At 63.1% G+C, this 3127-nt stretch carries 5 protein-coding genes; 1 reads left to right on the plus strand and 4 read right to left on the minus strand.

The window, feature by feature from the left end:
• The coding region (locus tag RMO18_RS13730; protein ID WP_309666625.1) for a MotA/TolQ/ExbB proton channel family protein at positions 1-471 on the minus strand (471 nt) is incomplete at its 3' end.
• 200 nt (positions 472-671) lie between these two features.
• Entirely contained in the window at positions 672-1067 is a 396-nt protein-coding gene (ybgC, locus tag RMO18_RS13735; protein WP_309666626.1) for a tol-pal system-associated acyl-CoA thioesterase, read from the minus strand.
• A 103-nt stretch (positions 1068-1170) separates the two neighbouring features.
• Here ybgC and RMO18_RS13740 point away from each other — a divergent pair, with 103 nt between their 5' ends.
• Positions 1171-1629, plus strand: coding sequence for a CreA family protein (locus RMO18_RS13740; RefSeq protein WP_309666627.1), 459 nt, complete (start codon positions 1171-1173; stop codon positions 1627-1629).
• Positions 1630-1661: 32 nt separating this feature from the next.
• Here RMO18_RS13740 and RMO18_RS13745 read toward each other — a convergent pair whose 3' ends face one another.
• Both RMO18_RS13745 and ruvB read right to left on the minus strand, forming a co-directional pair.
• Entirely contained in the window at positions 1662-2285 is a 624-nt protein-coding gene (locus RMO18_RS13745; protein ID WP_309666629.1) for a hypothetical protein, read from the minus strand.
• Positions 2286-2355: 70 nt separating this feature from the next.
• Positions 2356-3127: Holliday junction branch migration DNA helicase RuvB (gene ruvB, locus RMO18_RS13750; protein WP_309666630.1), on the minus strand; the 772-nt coding region annotated here is incomplete at its 5' end.

Consider the following 3127-nt stretch of genomic DNA (forward strand, 5'->3'; position numbering starts at 1 on the left):
GATGCCCCAAACCGTGCCGAACAGCCCGATGAACGGCGCGGTCGACCCGGTCGTCGCAAGAAACGCCAACCCGTTGTTCAGCCGCTCGCTCTCGCGGTTGATCGCCACATCCATCGCCCGGTCGATCCGCGCCTGCGCGCCCGCGATCAGCCCACCATCCTGTTTGTGACTGCGCCGCCACTCCAGCATCCCTGCGGCAAAGATCTTTTCGGACTGACCCTGCGGCTCGCTTCCGATTTTCTCGAACAATTCGTCCAGGGGTTCACCCGACCAGAACGCCCGGTCAAACACCCCGGCCTCCTTGCGCGCCGCGCGAAACAGAATGTGTTTGCGGATGATGATTGCCCAGCTCCAGAACGACATGATCATCAACATGATCATGACGACCTTCACCGTCAGGGTTGCACGTGCAAAAAGGGCGAACATGGAGAAATCAATCTCCTGCGCCATCGCAAGGGTGTCCGTTTCCATACGCCTGCTCTTGTTTGTCGGGCCGTTAATCGGCTCCGTTAAAGGCAATTCTATCAAGGTTACAAGCGGATTGCCAACACAACTGTGTGGGAGGCAGGTTCCCGCCAAAACAGTGTTTCATCCAGCGGTCGAAGACCCCAGACGGTGTCACGGCAGCCGGACCTGTCATCGGATGCATGGTCTAGGAAGCCACGCCTTGCTCAGATCGCTTGAAGCTTGGCTCTGACATTCGCCGGCAGCCGCGCCGCTCCTCCTGCGGCCGAAAGACACACCAGCGTGACCTCCGCCGCAAAGATGCGTTCGCTTCCACGATCAATCACCTGCTCCAGCACAAGGCGTGTACCGCCGATACTTAGCAGCCGGGTCTGCACGACCAGATCATCGCCAAATCGTGCCGGACGCAGATAATCCGCCTCCACCCGCCTTACCGCAAAGACGATACCCTCGACCGACCGCAATGCCATCTGGTCAACACCCAGCGATGCGACCCATTCGGTGCGCGCCCGCTCGATGAATTTCAGGTAGTTGGCGTAATAGACGATCCCCGCAAGATCGGTATCTTCATAGTAGACGCGGACAGCGAACGAAGAAATCATGCGGAACCTTCAGGCAAGCACGGCGTTACAAGGTGCAGCGCCTTGCCGCAAAGTGCGTCCGCCGCGCCCCGTGTGCAAGCCATCTGCCGGAAAGCCCTAAATCATGCGCCTTGTTCTTGCGACCGCCATGCTTCTGACCACTGCCGCACATGCCGAGGAGGTTGGGCGCGTCGGCGTCGACTGGGTTGGCAACGATGTGGTGATCGACGCCTTCCAGGATCCCGACGTGGCTGGCGTGACCTGTCACATCGCCTACTTCGAACGCTCGGTCTTCGACCGGTTGCAACAGGGGAACTGGTTTGAAGACCCGTCCTATTCCGCCGTCGACTGCGTGCAAACCGGCCCGATCAAGCTCGGCAACATCGACACCAGCCCAGAGGGTGAGGCGGTGTTTTCCGAACGCCAGTCCCTGATCCTGAAGTCGGTGATCGTCACGCGCGTTTACGACGCCGCGAACAACAGCCTTCTCTACCTGGCCCATGCCAGCGAACTGACGCAAGGCTCGGCCAAGATGTCGCTATCGGTCATTCCGCTGGACGCGGCAACCCGGCCGGCGCCATAAGCCTGACCGCGCCAGCCTAACGCCAAACACCCTCAGTGTTGCATCGAAACCCGTGCTATCAAACGCAAGGCATGGCTCGCATCCTGCGCGCACCCTGGCAACGTGGGGTCGTAGGCGGCGCGGATCACCGCAGCAACCTCGGGGCGCAGGATCACCACTCCCCCAGCCCGACCCATGGGCGATGCATCCGCAAACGCGCGGTCTGACCACAGCAGGATGGTCTGAACCGCCTGCGACAAAGCCAACGTTTCGGCGGGCAACTCAGACAAATGCTTGTCCATGCGCAGAAACACAAAGGCCGCCTTGATCGCCCCATCCGGGTCAAACCGGAAAATCCGGTACTGGTTCGCCTCGGCCGCCGCCAGTCTTGCGCACAGGGTGGCAAGATCCGGGATCAGCCGGTCCAGATCAGGCACCCGCGGCAGTTCCGCCCAGTCGCGGATGAAAAACACCATGAGGTTGGCGCCCAGCTCCGGGTCCGTCTCAGCCATCTTGTGGCCCGCCAGCAGCACCACCGCCTCCAACGCGCCCTTGATCACTGGCAACGTTTCCGGCTCTACGCCGAACACCACCGGCACGATGGGCCGCCCCCAGCGGGCACAAAGAAAACTGCCGTCGCTGCGCGTAAACAGCGCCCGAACTTCTGCCTCGGTCATCGTTCCTGCCTTCTCCAGCTTGCTCTTTGCACAAATACTCTCTGCAAGGCGCCCAACAAGCGCGCCACGCTCAGGCCTCGAACAGATCGCTTTGCCCCGGCCCTTTCGGCGCATCCAGCCCCAGATGCCGCCAGGCCTTGGCCCCCAGCATCCGGCCGCGCGGCGTGCGCTGGATCAGGCCTTGCTGCAAAAGATACGGCTCGATCACCTCTTCGATCGCGTCGCGCGGCTCGCTCAACGCCGCGGCGATGGTTTCCACCCCGACCGGCCCGCCGCCATAATTCTCTGCCAGCAGGATCAGATAGCGCCGGTCCGCCCCGTCCAGCCCCAGATGGTCCACCCCCAGCCGTGTCAGCGCCCGGTCGGCCAGGGCGCGGCTGATCCGCCCGCCCTCCTCGACCAGCGCGAAGTCCACCACCCGGCGCAACAGCCGCCCCGCAATGCGCGGCGTGCCCCGCGCCCGCCGGGCAATCTCGCGGCAACCCTCCGGTTCGGCCTCCACCCCCAAAAGCCGCGCGCCCCGCGTGACGATCTCGAACAGCTCGGCCTCCGAATAGAACTCCAGCCGTGTCGGAATCCCGAACCGGTCACGCAGCGGCGTGGTCAGCAAGCCAAGCCGCGTCGTCGCCCCGACCAGCGTAAAGGGCTGCAGATCGATCCGCACCGTCCGCGCCGCAGGCCCCTCGCCGATCACCAGATCCAGCGCGAAATCCTCCAACGCAGGGTACAGCACCTCCTCTACCACCGGGGAAAGGCGATGAATCTCGTCGATGAACAGCACATCGCGCGGTTCCAGATTGGTCAGGATCGCCGCCAGATCACCCGGCTTGGCCAGCACCGGG

The organism is Tabrizicola sp. (assembly GCF_031377265.1).
GTDB lineage: Bacteria > Pseudomonadota > Alphaproteobacteria > Rhodobacterales > Rhodobacteraceae > JAUYQR01.

Bases quoted from the DNA above. Each gene is read 5' to 3' on its own strand.
- ybgC (WP_309666626.1), bottom strand. From the start codon at position 1,067: ATGATTTCTTCGTTCGCTGTCCGCGTCTACTATGAAGATACCGATCTT.
- RMO18_RS13740 (WP_309666627.1), top strand. From the start codon at position 1,171: ATGCGCCTTGTTCTTGCGACCGCCATGCTTCTGACCACTGCCGCACAT.
- RMO18_RS13745 (WP_309666629.1), bottom strand. From the start codon at position 2,285: ATGACCGAGGCAGAAGTTCGGGCGCTGTTTACGCGCAGCGACGGCAGT.